The 20,234-nt window shown below is 35.0% G+C and carries 16 protein-coding genes; 4 read left to right on the forward strand and 12 right to left on the reverse strand.

Annotation, left to right across the window (positions count from 1 at the left end):
• The first annotated feature begins 107 nt into the window (after positions 1-107).
• Positions 108-2,279 (forward strand): malate synthase G, encoded by a 2,172-nt coding sequence (locus tag B0X80_RS01275; RefSeq protein ID WP_077338028.1) that lies wholly within the window; start codon positions 108-110, stop codon positions 2,277-2,279.
• A 394-nt stretch (positions 2,280-2,673) separates the two neighbouring features.
• Entirely contained in the window at positions 2,674-3,120 is a 447-nt protein-coding gene (locus B0X80_RS01280; protein ID WP_077338029.1) for a hypothetical protein, read from the forward strand.
• Positions 3,121-3,434: 314 nt separating this feature from the next.
• Here the strand turns inward: B0X80_RS01280 and B0X80_RS01285 are convergent, their stop codons facing one another.
• The 4 genes from B0X80_RS01285 to B0X80_RS01300 form a co-directional block, all read right to left on the reverse strand.
• Positions 3,435-4,103, reverse strand: coding sequence for a hypothetical protein (locus B0X80_RS01285; protein ID WP_077338030.1), 669 nt, complete (start codon positions 4,101-4,103; stop codon positions 3,435-3,437).
• A complete protein-coding gene (locus tag B0X80_RS01290) occupies positions 4,100-4,447 on the reverse strand; it encodes a hypothetical protein (RefSeq protein WP_077338031.1) in 348 nt (115 codons plus the stop codon). Before B0X80_RS01290 ends, B0X80_RS01285 begins: the two co-directional genes overlap by 4 nt.
• Positions 4,448-4,548: 101 nt before the next feature.
• Entirely contained in the window at positions 4,549-6,822 is a 2,274-nt protein-coding gene (locus B0X80_RS01295; RefSeq protein ID WP_077338032.1) for a TonB-dependent receptor, read from the reverse strand.
• A 295-nt stretch (positions 6,823-7,117) separates the two neighbouring features.
• Positions 7,118-8,008, reverse strand: a complete 891-nt coding sequence (locus tag B0X80_RS01300; RefSeq protein ID WP_077338033.1) for a hydrogen peroxide-inducible genes activator — start codon at positions 8,006-8,008, stop codon at positions 7,118-7,120.
• A 163-nt stretch (positions 8,009-8,171) separates the two neighbouring features.
• On the opposite strand from B0X80_RS01300, the gene B0X80_RS01305 reads away from it, so the two are divergent.
• Positions 8,172-8,450 (forward strand): peptidylprolyl isomerase, encoded by a 279-nt coding sequence (locus B0X80_RS01305; RefSeq protein WP_076418622.1) that lies wholly within the window; start codon positions 8,172-8,174, stop codon positions 8,448-8,450.
• Positions 8,451-8,557: 107 nt separating this feature from the next.
• On the opposite strand, the gene B0X80_RS01310 is transcribed toward B0X80_RS01305, so the two are convergent.
• The 7 genes from B0X80_RS01310 to B0X80_RS01340 all read right to left on the reverse strand — a co-directional run bounded on the left by B0X80_RS01310 (position 8,558) and on the right by B0X80_RS01340 (position 16,865).
• Positions 8,558-9,823 carry an inorganic phosphate transporter gene (locus B0X80_RS01310; protein WP_077338034.1) on the reverse strand — a complete coding sequence of 422 codons (1,266 nt, stop codon included), beginning with the start codon at positions 9,821-9,823 and terminating at the stop codon, positions 8,558-8,560.
• Positions 9,824-9,832: 9 nt separating this feature from the next.
• Positions 9,833-10,513 carry a TIGR00153 family protein gene (locus tag B0X80_RS01315; protein ID WP_077338035.1) on the reverse strand — a complete coding sequence of 227 codons (681 nt, stop codon included), beginning with the start codon at positions 10,511-10,513 and terminating at the stop codon, positions 9,833-9,835.
• 174 nt (positions 10,514-10,687) lie between these two features.
• The gene (gene phoU, locus B0X80_RS01320) at positions 10,688-11,389 is read right to left on the reverse strand and encodes a phosphate signaling complex protein PhoU (RefSeq protein ID WP_076418625.1); all 702 of its coding nucleotides are present in this window, start codon (positions 11,387-11,389) and stop codon (positions 10,688-10,690) included.
• An 82-nt stretch (positions 11,390-11,471) separates the two neighbouring features.
• The gene (gene pstB / locus B0X80_RS01325; RefSeq protein WP_077338036.1) at positions 11,472-12,296 is read right to left on the reverse strand and encodes a phosphate ABC transporter ATP-binding protein PstB; all 825 of its coding nucleotides are present in this window, start codon (positions 12,294-12,296) and stop codon (positions 11,472-11,474) included.
• Between the two features lie 86 nt (positions 12,297-12,382).
• Complete coding sequence (gene pstA, locus B0X80_RS01330; RefSeq protein ID WP_077338354.1) at positions 12,383-14,020, reverse strand: phosphate ABC transporter permease PstA; 1,638 nt, start codon at positions 14,018-14,020, stop codon at positions 12,383-12,385.
• 53 nt (positions 14,021-14,073) lie between these two features.
• Positions 14,074-16,293, reverse strand: a complete 2,220-nt coding sequence (locus tag B0X80_RS01335; RefSeq protein WP_425439682.1) for an ABC transporter permease subunit — start codon at positions 16,291-16,293, stop codon at positions 14,074-14,076.
• A 209-nt stretch (positions 16,294-16,502) separates the two neighbouring features.
• Complete coding sequence (locus B0X80_RS01340; RefSeq protein WP_077338038.1) at positions 16,503-16,865, reverse strand: DUF2750 domain-containing protein; 363 nt, start codon at positions 16,863-16,865, stop codon at positions 16,503-16,505.
• Positions 16,866-16,971: 106 nt separating this feature from the next.
• Between B0X80_RS01340 and B0X80_RS01345 the strand changes: the two genes are divergently transcribed.
• Positions 16,972-17,406 (forward strand): CBS domain-containing protein, encoded by a 435-nt coding sequence (locus tag B0X80_RS01345; RefSeq protein WP_077338039.1) that lies wholly within the window; start codon positions 16,972-16,974, stop codon positions 17,404-17,406.
• A 50-nt stretch (positions 17,407-17,456) separates the two neighbouring features.
• Here the strand turns inward: B0X80_RS01345 and B0X80_RS01350 are convergent, their stop codons facing one another.
• Positions 17,457-20,198: a nitrate reductase gene (locus tag B0X80_RS01350; RefSeq protein ID WP_077338040.1), complete on the reverse strand. Its 2,742-nt coding sequence runs from the start codon at positions 20,196-20,198 to the stop codon at positions 17,457-17,459.
• Positions 20,199-20,234: the final 36 nt, after the last annotated feature.

Here is a 20,234-nt window from a genome sequence, read left to right on the forward strand (position 1 = left end):
TTTAATAATAATTTACTCAGCATAAATTGCATTACCTTAGTAAAACAAATAAATTTTGGAATAAACAATGAATCATTTCAACATCAATACAACCATGGATAAAACTTATGTCTACTAGAAAAAATATTGATAATTTACAAATAGATGAAAAATTTTATAATTTTATTTCCCATGAAGTTCTACCTGGAATTGATGTTAACAAAGACACTTTTTGGAGGGATTTCTCTAAGCTCTTAACTGATTTAAGCCCCATAAATAAAAACTTACTCGATATACGAGAAAGTATGCAGGACAAAATTGATCAGTGGCATCAAGAAAATTCAGGTAATACATTTAATTTTAAAGAATATAAACAATTCTTAAAAGCGATAAATTACATCGCTAAAGAAGCTCCGAATTTCAATATTTCCACATCAAATGTTGACGACGAATTAGCCATTTTAGCAGGACCTCAGCTTGTAGTCCCTGTAATGAATGCTCGATTTGCACTCAATGCAGTAAATGCCCGCTGGGGGAGTTTATATGACGCTTTATATGGTAGCGATATAATATCTGATGAGAACGGCGCGGAAAAAACAACACAATACAACCCGCTACGCGGTAATAAGGTTATTGCTTTTGGAAGAGATTTTCTTGATAAGACTATCCCCTTAATAAATGCTAGTCATAGCGATGTTATTAAATATGAAATTATTGACAATCATCTGGTCGCTAAACTTAGCAACAATGAAACAACTCATCTACAAGCACGGCAATTATTCAAAGGCTATACAGGTGAAACTCAATCACCTAAAACATTACTATTTGTGCAAAATGGGTTGCACTTTGAAATCAACTTTAATTCAGCAAGTGAAATAGCTAAAACCGACAAAGCAGGCATAAGCAACATCACTTTAGAGTCAGCATTAACAACTATAATGGATTGTGAAGACTCTGTAGCTGCGGTAGACGTTGAAGATAAAATTACTACCTATAAAAACTGGTTAGGGTTAAACAAAGGTAATTTAGAAGAATCTATTCTTAAAAATGGTAAAAGCATCAAACGAGTAATGGCAAAAGATCGTATATATAAAGGCCTAAGCAATAATGAAATTACCTTAAAAGGTCGTAGTTTAATGTTTGTTCGTAATGTAGGTCATTTAATGACAACACCTGCAATATTAGACCAAAACAATAACGAAGTACCTGAAGGTATAGTAGATGCTGTAATTACTTCATTAATCGCCTTGCATGATATTAAAAACAGCCAAGCTATTCAAAACTCTCGTAAAAAATCAATTTATATTGTAAAACCAAAAATGCATGGTCCTGAAGAAGTCGCCTTTACTAATACATTATTTGAACGTGTTGAACAGATGCTTTCTCTACCTAAACTTACAATAAAAATGGGGATAATGGATGAAGAGCGTAGAACCAGTGTTAATTTAAAATCATGCATTTATGCAGCTAAAGAACGTGTTGTATTTATTAATACAGGCTTTCTAGATAGAACAGGTGATGAAATACACACCTCTATGTGTGCAGGTCCTTTTGCACGAAAAGCAGAAATTAAAAATAAAATATGGATTGGCGCCTACGAAAACAACAATGTAGATATTGGTTTGGCCTGTGGATTTAGCGGTAAAGCACAAATAGGTAAAGGTATGTGGGCCATTCCAGATCAAATGAAAAACATGCTTGCCTCTAAAATAGACCACCCAAAATCAGGTGCATCAACAGCTTGGGTTCCTTCACCAACGGCAGCAACATTACACGCTCTGCATTATCATGAAATAAACGTATTTGATGTCCAGAAAAAATTATTAAAAAGAATCCCCGCTTCAGTAGATGATATTCTTACTATCCCTCTTGCAGATGAAGTTAACTGGTCTGAAGAAGAAATTCTTAATGAAATAGATAACAATGTACAAGGCATATTAGGTTATGTTGTACGTTGGATAGATCAAGGCATTGGTTGTTCAAAAGTACCCGATATAAATAATGTCGCTTTAATGGAAGATAGGGCTACATTGCGTATCTCTAGCCAGCACATTGCCAACTGGATTAAACATAATGTTTGTACTAAAGAACAAGTAATGAAAAGTTTTACTAAAATGGCAAAAATAGTAGACGAGCAAAATAAAAACGATCCACTTTATATACCCATTGCAGATCATTTAGATAATAGTTTAGCTTTTGAAGCTGCAACACGGCTTGTATTTTTAGGGGAAAGTCAACCAAGTGGCTATACAGAGCCTCTTTTACATCATTACCGTACACTAAAAAAACAAACTCATTAGTTAAAAGTTATCACAGCCCTATCGGTATGTAGATAGGGCTAATTATGAGTTATTCTTAATAAAGCTATTCAATCAGTAGAAATGATCAATTGATTATAGAGATACCCCATTTTAATCATCTATATTCAATCCCTTAAATCCAATAAAACAACCTATTACATAAATTGCTCACTCTGTATATTTACACAGTTTTTATGTATATTTATTTAATTAACACAATACTTGTCTATTAATTGCACTGTTTATCTTGATAATTATGCTATTTATCTTATAGAATTAGCATAAATAAGTTTAGGAAGTTATATTATCAATGATATATAATTAGTTACATTTTTATCTACTGTTTAACTTGCAACTAGTCCCCAAACAGATAATAAACATAATGGAATTAACAATGAAATCTAAAGTCGTCTCAGTATTTATAACAACCGTACTTTGTACTGTTGCTTTATGCTCTACTATTTCTCATGCTGCAGACAAACAGTTTATCGTGCAAGCGGTAACTTATAACACTTCAGGTATCTCATCTCACCAAGTGATAAAGCTTGTTGAAGAACATAACAAAATAAATATATTTTCAATAAATAGTTTTAATGAAGTTATTAATAGGCCTTTATTAAATCTAACATCATCTATTCCTAATGAATATATACCTGCATCTAGTTTCACTAAAAAGAATGAAATATTTGAATTAGCGACTATCTTTAACGATAAATTACAGCAAATTCTCGCTAAATTATCTTTTAATCAAAGCTCTCAAAGTAAAGATCACTTAATGCATGGTGATACACCTAAAGATAAAAACGCTATTCAATGTAAAAACAGCAAAAACTTACACTAATTAATTATTCTTATAAGTGGGCTTATTGATTAATAACCCACTTACTTGTTTATTCACAGATTCCAATTTAATATCTTTTAAAAACGTATATTTATAGTATCTATTTAATTAATCTTCCTCTTAAATAAAGTAAATTAATTAACCTGATTTCGGTTTAAAAAGTAGTTAACTTATTGAAAAGTAAACATTAAAACCTCATCTCGCTTCTAGCTCGATATTTTTACTTAATTCAAGGATGGCCTATTGCAAGTGAATTTAACGCCGATGTGAGTAAAAATAACTGCTAGAATAACATTTATTAAGCCGAGTTCAGGTTAATTAGCCTTTTTAATTAAACTGCAAGCTGATTGCATCCAACGTAAATTAATACCAAGATGTATTGCTTCGGTATTCGTCCATGTATAAGCAAGCGCTTTTGTATCAGAATCAGTTTTATCATGAATAAACATTTCAAAAACGTCTGGTCTATCTCCTGCTGGAAATACTGTTTCCTTTAATCGAATAAAGTAATGTTTTGGTACCTTTTCTGTTGTAGAAATTTCCATAATATCCCCTTGATTATGCAAAACAATATTTGAAAATAAATCCCAATAAAACTCCCCATTTGGTTTTAATTTATCTGTTTTAAGTGCTGCCCAACATGTGAAATTTTTCGCTCTACGCATTTTTATTGGAATATCATCTTCCCGGCCAAACAACATTTCACCTGAAGGTAAAAAACCCTCTTCTAAATGCCATAGTTCGCTTTCACTTATAACTTCTTGAGTACGTAAGTTTATGTAACCAAACTTTTTAGAATCAACTTTACAACGATTTTGATCAATGGAACCCACAAAACTTTTACCTACTAGTTGGTATTCGGTATAACATTGTTCTCCTACCTTTCTCAAATCATCGTAACGAATATCAATAACCTTATTACTTTCCCATAAGTTTTTAATATCTTCAGGTGATTTAAACCGATAGTTTTCAGCAATAATCATTTGTTTTTATCATCAACACTAAGTACTTCTATCGACTTACGATATGCAGGCTGTTTTTTGCCAGCGTCATGAATTTGATGGTAATAAACATACTCTCCTAATGTAGGCGCGTTTATTCTAACAACACGTTTATAAAGTCTTGCATGCTTTTTTTGAGGTTTATCATCTTTTGCAAGGAAATCATTTTCCTCAAAATTTACTTGATTGTAATTATCAAACTCTCCTTGGACTAACGAATCAAATTTTTTCAATAGTTTATCGATTTGCCTTGGCTTATCTATACCGTACGCATTACTCGTTAAAATGAAACTACATAAGCTAATGAATAAATATGTTTTAATCATTTTAATTCCTCTGTATTAGAGTTTACTTAAATAAAAAGCGAACTATGAAGTGACCCCATAAAGTTCGCTTTTTATATGCGTAATATTATTATCTCGAACGTTTAAAAACGATATGAAGCTGTAATACCAACTTCTCTCCCTCTGCTAGGAGCTATAGGAAAAGCACGGCCTGCTAAAGCAAAACTTTGCGCATCAATGTACCTAAACACATAAGTAGGTGTATCATCATCGGTTAAGTTTTTAACCCAAGCAGATAACTTCCACGTATCGTTTTCAATGCCCATGTTAAAATTAACCATAGTACGTGACCCTGTTTCAATAAGATTATGTACATGCGCATATCGTGTTGAGTCATAGTTAACATCTAAACGACCAAATAAATCAAAACGTTCATTTAACGGTCCACTGTAATTTACTGCTAAGGTCACTTCATTTTTAGGTACTTGTGGAGGAGTATTTCCTGATAAGTCTCCAAACTTTTTAAGGTTATCAGGTTGATTACATTCAGAAGAACTTAAACCAGAAATAATACGACAATGGTTACCATCAAATAACTCAACAAATTCAGCATCAGTACGAGAAAAACCCAAATTCATATCAAAATAGTCATTAAAAACGTAGGTTGTTTGAACTTCTATCCCTGAAATATCGGTTTTACCTGCATTAGATGTGTAAGATACGGGAATTCCGCCAGCTTCAGGTAAAAAGCTATCTGTTAATTGTTGTTTTTCCCAATCCATATTATAAACTGCAGCAGATAGATATAAATCACCATCAAATAATGTTGCTTTTACACCCGCTTCATACATCAAGACTTCTTCTTCTTGAATATTAATTAAGTCACTTGGAATTTGAGAGTTTGTATTAAAATCCCCAGGACTATTCCCTTCTGCACGGGTAAAGTACACCATGGTATCTTCATTAATACTATATTCAGCAATAAAACGCGTAGTCGTACTATCAAATTCATTACTGGCATTTTCAAAGCCTGCCGTATTAATTAAGTTATCGTACGCTTGCGAATTAATTTCATCAGTAGACTTACGTAATTCTAACGACACATTAAAATCGTCAGTTACATCGTACGATATCATTGCCATTAACGCTTTATTATCCTCCTCAGATGAAAATGCTTCAGCAACTAAGGGATCGTCTTCACTATGCCAAATGTATGCTCCAACCGACCATAATAAATGATCATCAAATGCAGAAGAAGCAAAACGAACTTCATGGCTATATTCGTCTTTTTCTTCCTTATCTAATGTATGCCAGCCTTCAGCGCTCTCAAAATAAGGCCCGCCGCCAAAGTAACCAAAACTAAAAACTTGGTCAAATCCTGCATAAGTTTGATCGACGCCACCTTCAGATTCATAGGTATTTCTACCACTGATCCAAGTTAATTCACCAAAATCAAAAATATGACTTATTTTTAAGCTTAAATGCTGACGCGTAGAGCGTAAACCGTAGTCATCATTATCAAGTACACCACCAATACTGATGGGGTTATCTAAATTAGCTTCACCACAGTAGTAAGCACGAGTATCTAAGTAACAGTTGTTTTCATCTGCACCTTGAAAATGAAAAACACTGTGTTCATCATCGGTTTCATTACGTACAAAATTAAGGTCAATACTCGTATTATTAGAAGGGGTAAAATACAAGCCCACCATCTGTGAATTAGACTTTTCACCACCAACTCCAGGTCCGTTAGCAAGTCCGTTTTCCCACTCACCATCATAACTATCATTTGATAAGCTTGCCCTAACAGCAAAAACATCATTGAGTTTAGTAGAAACACCTGCTCCTATTTTTTGATTACCATTTTGCCCAAGCGTACCCGTTACATATCCAGACAAATCATCCGTCGGCTTACGTGTAACTAAATTAATAGCGCCTGAAAAAGTACGTCTACCATATAAAGCACTTTGAGGGCCTTTCACAATTTCGACACGCTCAATTAAATCAAGAGGTAAACTTTGAATTGAACCTGCAAAATAAACACCATCAATAAAATAAGAAGCTTTTTGTGAACCAAACCCTGGGATCCAAGAAACACCTCGAATAACAGGAATGTCAGCTTGACGTCCAAATGTTTTTTCCATTGAAAAACCAATGGACGCAGAGGCAATATCATTCACGTTAGTCATGCCTGCTTTTTCCATTTCTTCCATACCAAATGAAATAACCGATAACGGAATTTTATTTAAAGACTCTCCTCTATGACGCGATGTTACTTCAATATGCTCAATACCACTCACCTTATCTTTAGCTTGCTCCTCTTCAAAAGCTAAAACTTGCGTAGTAGAGACTATCGATGTAATTAATGCCGTCTTCACAGCGTAACTAATTAATTTTGGTACAAATTGATTCTTCATGTGGCACACCTCTCCTGTGTTATATACATTATTCATGCTTATTGTTTTTTATTTATTATTATCTTGCCTAACAGTTACACATAATTTGTCCGGACAAAATATAAACAACGCAAGAGAATTGATTTTTATCAATTAATCTATCTTAAGCTGAATTCCTTTTTTTATAGGCGAATTAAAGGTTAAATCTATGCAGAAAATTTAAGGAGGGTTATTTAATAAAATATGGATTAATTGCCTTTACCAATACGATAGTAAAAACGAGTATTAACAAGTAATTAAATATAATTTTATAGCTTTATAGTAAATCAGAAATTAAATCAGCTAATGTTAAAAACAGTTGCTGGCGTACCGTAGTTGGTCGCCACATAATACCAATATCTCTGTACATAGAGTCATCGAGTTTTTTAATAGTTAAGTTTTCATTCACACCAACGCCCTTTCTAACCGCTATGCTAGGTAAAAAAGTTATTCCATTATGGTATGACGTCATTTGAATTAAAGTAGAAATACTCGACGCTAAAAAAGGATTAATACGACTTTTATCAGTAAAGTTACATGCAGAAACAGCATGATCTGTTAAGCAATGCTCTTCAGACAATAAAAAAACACTTTGTGGCGGTAAATTTTTATAGTCTTTGCTTTTAGAATAACAATCAATTAACTCACTATTACCAGCTAAATAGAATGAATCTTGTCCTACAACTTTACTTTTAAAACTATGCTTAGCAACAGGTAAAGCTAATACAATTAAGTCTATCTCACCATTGGCTAACATTAACATGAGGTTTTCTGTTGTACCTTCAATTAAATACAAGGAAAGATCAGGTATGTTTTTTTGACAGACACGTAAAAAATCAGTCAATAAATAAGGAGCTATAGTATGAATACAGCCGATACGAATTGAGCCTCCATTGGGGTTTCCTTGCTGTTGAGCATATGTAACTAATTCATTAGTAGAAACTAATAGTTCTCTCGCCATTTTAACAATAGACAAGCCCTGTGCAGTAAAAATAAAAGATTTATGATCTCTTTCAATTAACTGACAGTGAAGTTGTTCTTCAAGTTTTAATATTGCGCTACTTAATGTTGACTGGCTAACATAACAAGCGGCGGCAGCCCGATTAAAGTTTTGATGTTCATGTAAAGACAAAAAATACTGTAAATGTTTTAAATTAGGTAGATTCATTCGTTTAGATAGGCGCAGTAATAATACTTATATTGATATCATCTATCTTTTACTGGCTTTCTTCAACTCTCAATAAAGTTAAAAATAAACTAATCACGGTTTAAATGATCGAAAAATTACGATATTGTTCGGTTAATTATTAAATAACACTTAAGGAAAATTTATGAGTCAAGCGTCAGCTCGTCATCTATTAGTCGATACTGAAGAACAATGTTTAGCACTTAAAGCAGAAATAGAAGCAGGTAAAGATTTTGCTGAAGTTGCTAAAGAGCATTCAAACTGCCCTTCTAAAGCACAAGGTGGTGATTTAGGATCTTTTGGTCGAGGTCAAATGGTGCCAGAATTTGATGAAGTTGTATTCAGCGCTGAGCTTAATAAAGTGCAAGGCCCTGTAAAAACGCAGTTCGGCTATCATTTATTAGAAGTAACATCGCGCACGTAATAGATTAGTATTTATTAAAAAGCCCCGATAATGATAAATTATCGGGGCTTTTTTATACGTGTTAAACCAGCCAAGAATAACTTAGCTTAGCTGGTTAATAGCTACAATTAAGTGAAAGAAGCTTCTAGTATCCAGAAGAATAGGATAGAAAGCCCTGCACCTACAGGTAATGTAATAACCCACGAAATAACAATGTTACGTACTACACCTAAATTGATAGCCGCAATACCTCGTGCCATTCCTACACCTAATACAGCACCAACTAATGTTTGCGTTGTTGAAATAGGAAGCCCAGTACCTGAAGCAATAACAACAGTACAAGCTGCGGCTAATTCAGCGGCAAAGCCTCGGCTTGGTGTTAAATGCGTAATACCGTTTCCGATTGTTGCAATAACTTTGTGTCCAAATAATGCAAGACCCGCGACAATACCAAATCCACCAAGTGGTAATATCCACCAAGCAATAGCGGCTTTTTTAGCTATTTCACCATTATTACTAATAATACTTTCAACGGCGGCTAGTGGCCCTATAGCGTTAGCTACATCGTTTGAACCATGAGCAAATGCCATACAACATGCTGTTACTATCATTAAAACAGCAAACACTTTTTCTACGTTAGCATAAAGCGTTGTTTTAGCTGCTTTTTCATTGAATTGAAGACGTGAGATAAATATTTTACCAATAATAGCTACAATTAACGCAACAATAATTGCGTAAATATAACCTTCTTGAGCACCAATATCTAAACCAATATGCTTTAAACCTTTTTTAATAGTAACTAACGCTAATACAAAGCCCGCTAAAAACATATAAAAAGGAACATAACGCTTAGCTTGCTTTAAAGGGTTATCGGTATCAAAAATAAGTTTTTGTGCACTGTTAAATATGGCAAAAGCAATAACACCTGATATTAATGGTGTTACTATCCAACTACCTACAATACCCATCACTTTGCCCCAAGCAACCGTATCAGGGCTTACACCAATAGCAGCAAAACCTATAATGGCACCAACAATAGAATGGGTAGTAGAAACAGGCCAACCAAGTATCGAAGCAATTAACAACCACGTTGCTGCCGCAAATAAAGCTGAAATCATACCAAATACAAGTAATTCGGGAGAATCAACAAAATAACTTGCATCGATAATACCTTTACGAATAGTTGATGTAACTTCACCCCCCGCTAAATATGCACCCGCAAATTCAAAGATCATTGCTATTATAATAGCTTGTTTAATGGTTAATGCTTTAGAACCTACAGAAGTTCCCATTGCATTTGCAACATCATTTGCTCCTATGCCCCACGCCATAAAAAAGCCAACAACTGCAGCCATTATGATTAGGGTTGAGCCACTCGAAATTAAAATATCCATTACTAACCCTTATTTTCTCGCCAACATAATTTCTAAACGAGCACCTACGCGCTCCGCTATATCGGCAAGTTCACCTACCCAGTCGATAATTTGATATAAAAACATCACATCTACAGGATTTAAATTGGCTTCAATTGCTAATAATTCTTGTCTGATCTTTATTTGCATCGAGTCTGTGTCATTTTCAATTAAGTCTAATTGAAGGATCATTTTCTCAACCAACTCGACTTCAATCCCTCTAAAGCCGGTTTCTAATAAATCATCTAATTCATTAATCGCTTCCGTTGCTTTTTGAATAGCATCTAAGTTACGTTCTAAATAAGCAATAAAAGACACTTGTAACGATTCAGGTATAACAATTTTACGACCTAAAACACGCCCTGCAATGTCTTTACTTTTATTTGCTATTTTGTCTTGCTTCGAGAGTAGCTCAAGTAAATCTGTACGTTCAACGGGCATAAATAAACCACCCGGTAACCCTAACCTGATTTGGCGCTTTAACGCATCAGCTTCTTTTTCAAACGTTGATATTTTAGTTCGGATTTCAGCAGCTTTGTCCCAGTCGAGTGCGGTACAAGCATTGAAAAAAGGAATGAGTTGTTTACTACACTTAGCAACCAACCTGATGTGTTTTTCTAGTGGTTTGATAGGAGACTTAGCAAAGACACCTAATATTGTGTTTCTGGCCATAATAATTTCCAGTAAAGGGTTCTCTTTATTGTAATTCGCGGCGGATATTAACTTATTTGCTATAATTAGCAAATGCTTTGTCGACGAACAACGATAAAATAAAGACCTTTAATTTAAAGTGTGGGGATAACTTATTTAATATAAGTTACCAAATTATTAAATGAGTTAAATAAATTATATTTTTTTCATATCTTCAACGCTGGTATGACGCACAACTTTACCTTTTACAAAATAAATAATGTACTCACATATGTTTTGACAACGATCGCCAATACGCTCTAATGCCCTTGCAGACCATATAACACTCATCACTTGAGGAATCGAACGAGGATCTTCCATCATATAGGTCATTAATTGGCGCATTAACGCTTCATATTCACGATCTATTTTTTCATCTATTTGATGAATTTTAAATGCCGCATCTACGTCCATACGAGTAAAAGCATCAAGCGTTAATTGTAAACACTCTAAAACTCTACGACCTAAATTATCTAAATTTAGTAAAAGCTCTTTATGCTTACTGGTTAAACTTTCTAACGTTACCTTAGCTATTTTTGTAGCTTCGTCTCCGATACGCTCTAAGTCTGCAATGGTTTTTATAATCGCCATCACTAGGCGTAAATCACCAGCAGCAGGCTGACGTTTAGCTATAACACGCGTACATTCATCATCAATAACAACTTCAAGGTTATTTACTTGATAGTCATTTGAAAGTACTTTTTTAGCTAAGTCTTCATCACCTTGGCTTACTGACTCTAATGCTTCGTTTAGTTGCTTTTCAACTAAACCGCCCATTTGCATTACAAGATTAATAATGCGTTCTAAATCTTCGTTAAATTGTCCCGATATGTGACGACTTATATTTAAACTGTCCATGCCTCACCTTTTATTATTTTTACTATTTAATTGAATAATGTTATTTAATTAGAAGTTACCTTAGAATTAAAGATAGACTACTTTAACCGTAACGACCTGTTATATAGTCTTCTGTTTTCTTTTTAGAAGGTGTCGTAAATAACGTGTTGGTATCACTGTATTCAATTAAGTCGCCCATATACATAAAGGCTGTTTGATCTGATACACGAGCAGCTTGTTGCATGTTGTGCGTTACAATAACAACGGTAAACTGTTGCTTTAAATCATTAATTAACTCTTCAATAGTAAGCGTTGAAATAGGATCAAGCGCAGACGTGGGTTCATCAAGTAATAACACTTCGGGTTGAATAGCAATTGCACGTGCAATAACTAAACGTTGTTGCTGACCACCAGATAAACCTAATGCACTGTCATGTAGTCTATCTTTAACTTCATTCCAAAGTGCTGCGCTTTTTAGAGCTTGCTCAACGGCTTCGTCTAAAACTCTGCGATTATTTTCGCCTTTGATACGTAAGCCATACACAACATTTTCATAGATGCTTTTTGGAAATGGATTAGGTCGTTGAAATACCATACCAACAGCTCTGCGCAGCTCTGCTACATCAACATGACGACCATATATATTTTCGCCGTGTAGGTTAATTTCACCCGTTATTTTACAAATATCAACTAAGTCGTTCATACGGTTAATACAACGCAATAACGTAGATTTACCGCAACCACTAGGGCCAATGAAGGCAGTTACTTGGCCTTTAGGAATAGCCATAGATATATTTTGTAGTGCTTGTTTTTCACCATAATAAAGGTTGAGATTTTTAATCTCTAAGGCCACTTGCTCTGGTGACAAGTTTGCTAAGTCAATTTTATTTGGGCTATCAATTACAGCTTTTGGTGTTACAGAGATCATATTTTTCTCTCATTTTTGGAGGTTTCCCTCCATTGTTCATATAAATAATTGTTTAAATAGTGTTTACCGATACTGAAGTTAAAAGCTTAATGCTCTAACATTCTGTATTTCTCTCGTAATCTATTACGAACAGAAACAGCGGTCATATTCAAAGCAACAATAATGGTGACAAGTAATAAAGCAGTTGCATAAACAAGTGGTCTTGCTGCTTCTACGTTAGGACTTTGGAAACCTACATCGTATATGTGGAAGCCTAAGTGCATAAACTTTCTATCTAGATGTAAAAATGGAAAGTTTCCATCTAATGGTAAGTTAGGCGCCATTTTAACGACCCCTACTAACATTAAAGGGGCAACCTCACCTGCGGCACGCGCAATCGCTAATATAATACCGGTCATAATTGCGGGGCTAGCAATAGGTAATATAATTCGCCATAAGGTTTCAGCTTTTGTTGCACCTAAGGCTAAACTACCGTGTCTCATTGCTGATGGAATTCGTGCTAAGCCTTCTTCTGTTGAGACTATAACTACAGGTAGTGTTAATATTGCTAGCGTAATAGCAGACCACATAACACCTGGCGTACCAAATGTTGGACTTGGTAGTGTTTCTGGGTAGAACAATTGGTCTAAACTTCCACCTACCATATAAACAAAGAAACCTAAGCCAAACACACCATAAACAATAGAAGGTACACCCGCTAAGTTAATTACAGCAATACGTAACAATTTAGTTAATGCATTTTTACCCGCATATTCATGTAAATAAATAGCTGCAATAACGCCAAATGGTGAAACAATAACGGTCATCAACAGCACCATAAGTACCGTACCAAAAATAGCTGGAAATACGCCACCTTCGGTATTTGCTTCTCTTGGGTCATCAACTAAAAAGGCGCTAATTTGTTCTAAAAAGGTTAAAAATTTATCAAAAAAGTTAAGCTTATTGTTATAAGTGATTTTAAGAATGTGCTCAAAGTTAATGGTAACTGTTTGACCATCCATAGCTCTTACGACTAATTGGTCACGTGCTATCTCTTCACGCAAGCCCATTAACTCGGCTTCAAGTACTTTATATTCAGCTTCTAACGCAGCAACCTCACCATTTAACTCTTTAGCTAAATCCTCTGTTAATTCATTATCAAGCTTATATTTTCGCTCTTTTAAACGAGTACGTTCAATTTTATAATTAATAGCACCAATATGCGTTTTTTGTAGTGAATCAATTTCTTCTTGAAAATTGTCAACACGCTCAAGTAGTTCAGGTAATCGAGTTATATCAACTTCTTTGCCTTCTAAAATAACCGATTCGATATAACCATAAAAGTTACCGTTAGTTCTACGTTCAATTACAACAACCTCTTCGGGCTTGGTTGTTGTTTGAATTTCAGGTACTAATAACCATCTAAAATCTAAGCTGACTAGCTCACGGTTACCGGTTTTAACAAGTAAACGCTCAACTGTTTCTTGGCCAGGAGGCAATTTAACTGCTGTATGTGCTAATTGAGAAGCCGGAATAAATTCACGGTCATATATTTCACCAATAACGGTACCGTGAATGCCTTTATCATTAATTGACTTAAATTCATAAATATCGGCTGGCCAAAAGTAAGATAAACCTTTAGAAGCGATAAGCCATAACAAACCCAATACAGATATTAAGCTAATACTTACACCACCAGCGGATAACCATATCCAAGGCGATCCTGAACGAAACCATTTATTCATATTTTGTTGCTCTTTATTACTATTTTTCATCATATTTACCTAATAACTTGCCTTTATAACGAGCTATATTTGTCGCGTAAACGCTGACGAATAAATTCTGCAAGTGTGTTAACTACAAAAGTAAACACGAATAAAACAAATGCAGCTAAGAATAAAATTCTGTAGTGCGAGCTACCCACTTCTGATTCTGGCATTTCTACCGCGATGTTAGCCGCTAGAGTTCTCATGCCTTGGAAAATACTCCAATCAAGTATTGGGGTATTCCCTGTTGCCATAAGTACAATCATGGTTTCACCCACCGCTCGTCCTAACCCCATCATTAACGCTGAGAAAATACCGGGGCTAGCCGTTAATAGCACAACTTTAATTAATGTTTGCCACTGTGTAGCGCCTAACGCTAACGAGCCGCTTGTTAAATGACGAGGTACACTGAAAATTGCATCTTCAGCCATGGTGAATATAGTAGGAATTACAGCGAACCCCATTGCTATACCAACAACCAAGGCATTACGTTGGTCAAAGTTAATACCTAGTTCATTGGTAATGTATTGACGAACATCGCCACCAAACATATGTAGCTCAAGTACAGGCGATAACGCAAAAGCAAAGTAAACAGAGACTAATATAACGGGAATTAAAATAACTGGAGCTAAAGTTTCAGGAATTTTAATTTTTAGTTCTTTCGGTAATTTATACCAAGCAAATGCTGCAATAAGAGTCGATAGTGGTAGGAATATCACCATTAAAAATATTGCAGGTAAATAGCTTTCAATAAGTGGAGCTAACCATAACCCAGCTAAAAAACCTAAAATTACAGTAGGCAATGCTTCCATCAACTCAATAGTAGGCTTTACTTTTTTACGTAAAGCAGGAGTCATAAAATATGCCGTATAAATAGCAGCGGTTAACGCAATAGGCACAGCAAACAACATAGCGTAAAATGCGGCTTTTATGGTTCCAAAAGAAATAGGAACTAAAGAAAATTTAGCTTCAAAGTCATCAGTGCCCGACGTTGACTGCCAAATGTAATCAGGTTCAGCGTACCCTTCGTACCATACTTCATTCCATAGTGCAGACCATGTAACTTCTGGATGTTCGTTGTGTACTGAAAATATTTTTAGATCGTTATTATTTACAACAATAATCGCGTCAGATCTTGGCGATACAGCAAAAGCATCAGGTTGGCTACTGACAAGTTTTCCATTCCATAATTGTGCTTCACTGGTGGTATAGAACACGTCAACAACACCAGTAGCAGTTACGCCATAAAAACTTTTACGAAATTGCTCAGTATAAATTTTTGCTACAACCTCGCCCGTACTATTATTGAATGAACGAATTTTTTGAAAATCTCTACCACCTTCACCAGCCACTTCAAACCATTGGCTAATTTGACCTTTATTGTCACCAATTAAAATTGAACTGCTACCCGAAAGTAACGCCATAGAAGTAATGGTTGTTTTAGGTTTTATTTCAGTTTTTAAAGTAACATTATCTTCATCGTCTAATTCAAATACCGATATAGTATTACCGCTTTGAACAAAGGCTAACGACAAATCTGGCGTAATAAGAATTTCATCTACTTTTTTTGAGTAGAATTCAATCTCTTGAAAAATCGTGTCAAAAGCAGGATCGTAATCAAAACTGTCTTCAGATAATAATGTGGTTTTAATTAATCGACCATCGTTTGTTTTGGCAACAAATACAGCTTTTTCAGAGTCCATTGCAAAAGCTATTTTAGAGAAACTTGCATTATTTTCATCAAGCTCTAAAGGTTCTTCTCCTAGCGGGTAGTCAATTCTTGCAATGATTTCACGGCTGTCAGCGGTGTAAACAGATTGAAACTTAGGAGCGATAACAATATTGTTGTTATTTGAATCAACAATAAGTTTGTAATTAATACCTGAATCCACAACATGTTTAATTTCACCACCATTAGAAACTAATTGTTGAGAAAATAACTGACTTCCTATTTTATGTCCGTTTTTATCTGTTAAACGATAAAATCGAATGTCGCCTAATTCATTAATTTGATAAGCCACTTCTTTTAACTCATCAACACCAACACTCAGTGTTTTAGTTGATGACGTAAGAGAAAGCTGGGAGGTCTGTTCTACGGTTGCTGAATCAAAAACAGGTTTAATTACGTAGAGTAAATACATAAAAATTAGCACAAGGGTAAATAAAACACTGATACCGCCGAGTGTAATTAACCATTTTGCTAAAGAGTTTTTAAGCTGACGTGTGCCAGTTGATTTAAATGCTAGAGCCACTAAATCTGCCTTTATATACTATAAATATTAAATTCAGATTAAATTATATGTCATTAATATTACAGTTTTGTGACAGATATATTCACAAGATTTAAATTTACTCATTATTAGCCCTATAACCTAATAAGTTTTAAGACTAATTTATTTATAATGCCAGTTGCATCATGCATTCTGAGGTGACATGGGGATATATGGCTAACAGGTCTAACTTATTTATAGACTTCAATTTCAGATAATAATTGTGTAAATTCAGCCAATTCAACTTCTACACAATCGCCCTCTTCTGGCCAATTAAGTCCAATAATAATATTGTCTTCGTTTAGGTCTTCGATCCAAAACTCCATCCATTCAGCAATTGAAATAGCGGTAGGCTGATAGTCTTTCCATTCTTCAAGACAATGGTTTTGCGCAAGTTCAGCACTTGACCACAAAGGCATAACTTCTGTGTTTTCAAAGTTAACCGAGTCTAGTACTACATAATTTTCTGACTCTGGTTCTTGTAAAGCCCATAAGGTTTGAGAGGCTTTTACATCAGTCATAAATGTTTTGATAATATTTGGTTGATCTGTCATAACGATCTTTTACCTATAATGATTTAGTATTTATTTGCCTAGTATACTAAAATAAATAATATATTAAGACCTGTTTGTTACAGCTTAATTAAATAAGGACAAGCTTATGAGTGTAGAAACTGTCATGTCGCGTAGTTTAGTCACCTTAGATATGGATGACGATTTAGAAAAAGCCAAAAAGATCATCGATGCCAAAAGCATTCATCACATTCTCATTCTCCATAATAAAGAATTAATGGGAATTATTACTGACAGAGACATATTTAAACATTTAAGCCCGTCTGTAGGCACTCGTATAGAAACCGCTAAAGATACTTTTTTATTACACAAAAAAGTCCATTTAATTATGAGTAGAAACCTTGTAACGGCAAAAGCATCTATTTCACTAAACGAAGCGGCCTTACTGTTTGATGACAATCACATTTCTTGTTTACCCATAGTAAACGATAAAAATGAACCTATTGGTATTATTACTTGGCGAGATATTATTAAAATTGTTGCCAACAATTACCGAACTAAGCTGAAAGAAAAAAAGGAGTAATATCAATTCCATTAAATTTTATGGAAAGCACTCCTTTTAGAACACAACACTCAAGAATTAATAAAGGCCTTTAATTCGGGAATACACGAACCACAATTTGTTCCACATTTTAATTGCTTACCTAAAGCTTCAACAGACGAGCAATCTCCAGACGCAACAGCATGTTTAATGGTTTTTTCGCCTACTTGAAAACACGAACATATAATTTCACCTACATCTAACGAGCCATCTGAATCTAAGGCTGACAATAGTTTAAATCGTGTTTTAGGATTATGCTTTTGCCCTATTTGTTTCTCGATAAACTGTGTACTGTATTTTACCGATAGATCAGTTCCGCCAGCAAAAAAGCATGTGAGTACGTTATCAACAAATCCCGCTATTCTTAAAATATGACTTTTATCATCTTTTAACACCAGCCAATCAGAAATTTCAGGAAAATGTGTTTGTAAAAACGTTTCGCTATTATCTGCACAATAAGGTAAACCTTGTTTGTCTGCTATTACGTATTTAACCCCTTGCTCGATCGTTGCCATAGTCCAATAATCTGTTGTTAATTTTACAGGCATTGTACTCACCAAATACCCAGCCCATTTAGCATTAAAAGCACTGATATTAACCGGACACTGTTTAAATTCAGGCTGCCCAGATAACGCATCGGTAATAGAACTTATTAACGCCGAAACTTTAGCTGATTTAGAAAAACTATCATTCCAGTGAATAGGAACAAATATTTCACCGACTCTTTGCTCATCCGTTATTTGCGCGCGGCCTATATAAGTTGACCCTAAGTTATCTAGTTGAAGGAGTGCCTTATCTGCTACATTTAGTCGCTTTGCATCTTTAGCATTTATTTGTATAAAAGGTTCACTTAAATGCGTCATCAACTTAGGCACTCGCCCGGTGCGTGTCATGGTGTGCCATTGATCTCGTATACGGCCCGTGTTCATGACCACTTGTTTGGTACTAGGCACTACTTGCGGATATTTAGCCACAACAGGAACAAAATTAGCTTTACCTGTTTTAGTGGCAAACCCACCTTGGGTAAATAAACGTTTAGTTCCTTTTGGGTTTTCTGCATTAATGGGCCAAGGTGTTGGCGTAAAGTTTAAGTATTCATCTAATGATAAATTGGCTAAGCCTGAAATATCAAAAGCACGATGTACGCTATGCTCAGTATCGCTTCTATGTATATTTTCATCGGCAGATATATTTTCAAAACCTGATAATGCCGCATGCTCTTTAAAAATATCGTGTGCATGTTTATAGGTAAAGGCATCGCTAAAACCCATTTTTTGGGCAACTAAAGTTACAATTTCCCAATCATTTTTAGCCATCCCTGGTGCACTTACCAAAGACTTTTGCAAAGAAATGGTACGTTCTGAGCTCGTTACCATACCTTCTTTTTCACCCCAAGTTGTTGCAGGTAACACTACATCAGCGTAGTTAACCGTTTCAGCGCTTTCGTAACTTTCGCTCACCACCACCATAGGACATTTTTGTAATGCTTTTTTTACTAAATTAGCATTAGGCATACTGACTACAGGGTTGGTTGCGATGATCCAAATAGCTTTAATTTTTCCACTGTTAACAGCATCAAACATATCAACGGCTTTTAAGCCTTGTTTTTGTGCCATTTTAGGTGCATTCCAAAAGCGTTGAACTAAGTCAATTTCATTGGGGTTTTCAAAGTGCATATGCCCAGCTAACTGATTGGCAAGCCCGCCCACTTCACGTCCGCCCATAGCATTTGGCTGGCCTGTAATAGAAAAAGGTCCTGCCCCCACATAACCTATTTTTCCAGAGGCTAAGTGGCAATTAATAATCGCATTACCTTTATCCACTCCAGAAGATGATTGGTTAATCCCCATTGAAAACATACTCACAACCTTTTTATGTTGTGCAAAGAGTTGGTAGCTTTCAAGTAGCGTTTTGAGTTTAATATCACAGGCTTTTGCTACATTTTCTAACGTAGGCATTTGTGATTTAACGGTATCAAGTGCTTCGCTATAACCTAAACAGTGTTGTTCAATATAATCGGTATCTATCGCATTATTTTCAGCTAAATAGGCAAGTAAACCATTAAAATAAAAAGCATCTGATCCGGGTTTTAACTTTATATGTAGATCTGCATTTTTACTGGTTGCTGTTGCTCTAGGATCAATAACCACCACTTTAAGTTGAGGGTTATCTTCTTTAGCTTTTACAATACGTTGATACACAATCGGATGAGCATAAGCAGGGTTTGAACCAACAATAAAAATAACCTCAGCTTGCTCTAAATCTTCATAACAACCGGGTACCGCATCTTCTCCAAATGCTCTTTTATGAGCAACACTGGCAGAAGCCATACATAACCGCGAGTTTGTATCGACATTGGCTGAACCAATAAAGCCTTTCATTAACTTATTAACAACGTAGTAGTCTTCAGTCAAAATTTGACCAGAAACATAAAAAGCGACAGAGTCTGGGCCGTGTTCGGTAATAGTTTGTTTAAAATGCTCTGCAACCGTTGATGTAGCTTCTTCCCACGAGGCTTGTTTACCAAAAACTTTAGGGGTCAAAATTCGCCCTGTATCAGCAACCGTTTCATGCAACGATGAGCCCTTTACGCATAAACGTCCAAAATTTGATGGGTGATTTTTATCGCCAGTTACCGAAACAATTTTATTATCAATAACTGTGGTTGATACTCCACAACCTACACCACAATAAGGACAAGTGGTTTTATGAATTGAAGAAGCTAAACCAACCGTAGCATCCTGTCTATCTGTAAAAATTATATTTGAATTCATTTAATTCTCTAAAATGTACGCTCTTACCCAAAGATT

The sequence above is a fragment of the Pseudocolwellia agarivorans genome (genome assembly GCF_002000085.1).
Taxonomy (GTDB): Bacteria; Pseudomonadota; Gammaproteobacteria; order Enterobacterales; family Alteromonadaceae; genus Pseudocolwellia; species Pseudocolwellia agarivorans.